Origin of the sequence: Micromonospora sp. NPDC005087 (assembly GCF_042872965.1) — a bacterium.
Classification (GTDB): Bacteria; Actinomycetota; Actinomycetes; order Mycobacteriales; family Micromonosporaceae; genus Micromonospora.
Genome location: NZ_JBIALB010000067.1, coordinates 1 through 1,593 on the forward strand (window position 1 = coordinate 1; position 1,593 = coordinate 1,593).

At 65.4% G+C, this 1,593-nt stretch carries 1 protein-coding gene; it reads left to right on the forward strand.

From position 1 onward, the window contains the following. Nucleotides 1–1,481 (forward strand): group II intron reverse transcriptase/maturase (ltrA, locus tag ACFYPS_RS36870; RefSeq protein WP_387331134.1); only part of this gene is annotated, 1,481 nt, incomplete at its 5' end. Nucleotides 1,482–1,593 lie beyond the last annotated feature (112 nt).

The following is a 1,593-nucleotide window of genomic DNA, read 5'->3' on the forward strand; positions in this document are numbered from 1 at the left end:
AGGAGACTGCAATGCCGAAAGATCCACTGGGGAATCCCGGCGGTCCTGGTGAGCAGTGGTATCCGTTCGCCAGGGTATCGGAGATGCAGGCCAAGCTTCATCGTTGGGCGGCGGCCGATCGTGGCCGCCGGTTCGATGACCTGTTCAATCTCGTGTACGACCCGGCGACGCTGATCGTGGCGTTCGATCGGGTCGCGGGCAACCGGGGCGCCCGGTCTCCCGGCGTCGACGGCCTGACAGTCGCCGATGTGGAGGAGCAGATGGGCGCACCTGGGTTTCTGGAGGACTTGCGTTCCCAGTTGAAGGCGGGGACGTTCCGGCCATTACCGGTGCGGGAACGCACCATCGCCAAGCCGGGAGGGTCGGGAAAGGTCCGCCGCCTCGGGATACCGACGGTGGCGGACCGAGTTGTCCAGGCGGCCCTGAAGCTGGTGCTGGAGCCGATCTTCGAGGCCGACTTCGTGCCGGTCTCGTATGGTTTCCGGCCTCGGCGGCGGGCGCAGGACGCGATTGCTGAGATCCACCTGTTCGGTAGCAAGAGCTACCGGTGGGTGCTGGACGCCGACATCAAGGCGTGTTTCGACGAGATCGATCACACCGCCTTGATGGACCGGGTCCGGTCGAGGATCAAGGACAAGCGGGTACTGGCGTTGGTGAAGGCGTTCCTCAAGGCTGGTCTGCTGAGTGAGCTCGGCGACCTTGAGGACACGGCCATCGGAACACCTCAGGGCGGGATCTTGTCACCGCTACTGGCGAACATCGCGTTGAGCGTGCTCGATGAGCATGTCCATGCGCCGTGGCAGCCGGGCGGGACGATGAGTACCGACGGCCGCCGCCGATATCGACGTCAAAGAGGGCTGCCGAACTGGCGGATCGTGCGTTATGCAGACGATTTCGCGGTACTGGTAAACGGTGTCAAGGCTGACGTCGAGGCTTTGCGCGAGAGCATCGCGAAGGTGTTGGCCACGATCGGGCTCCGCCTGTCGGTGGAGAAGACCCGCGTAGTCCACATGAGCGAAGGGTTCGATTTCCTCGGCTTCCGCATCCAGTGGCGGCGTAAACGGGGGTCGTTGAAGTGGCACGTGTACACGTTCATCGGCGGCCGGCCGATCCGGTCGCTGAAGAGCAAGGTCCGTGCCCTGACCCGCAGGACATCACAGCAGGACCCGGCAGCCGTGCTGATCCGCCTCGGGCAGATCCTGCGCGGCTGGTCCACGTACTTCCGGCACGCGGTCGCCAAGAACACCTTCCGGCAACTGGCCCACTTCGTGTGGAACAGAGTCGTGCGGTGGTGGCGGACGCTTCACCGGTGGACGTGGACGCAGTTCCGGCGTCGGTTCACCACCGGGCAAGGACGGTGGAAACCCTTGGCGGCGGACGGGATCGCATTGTTCGACCTCGCCGCGGTCACGGTCACCCGTTACCGCTATCGAGGCGCAGCGATCCCTAACCCCTGGGTCCGGCGGGCGCAACCAGCCTGACGGCAACAACCGTGGAGAGCCCGGTGCCTGGAGACAGGCACGCCGGGTTCGGAGAGCGGCCTGGGGAAACGGACCGGGAGTAATCCCGGCACCGCGCCCCAGGCCGACTCAC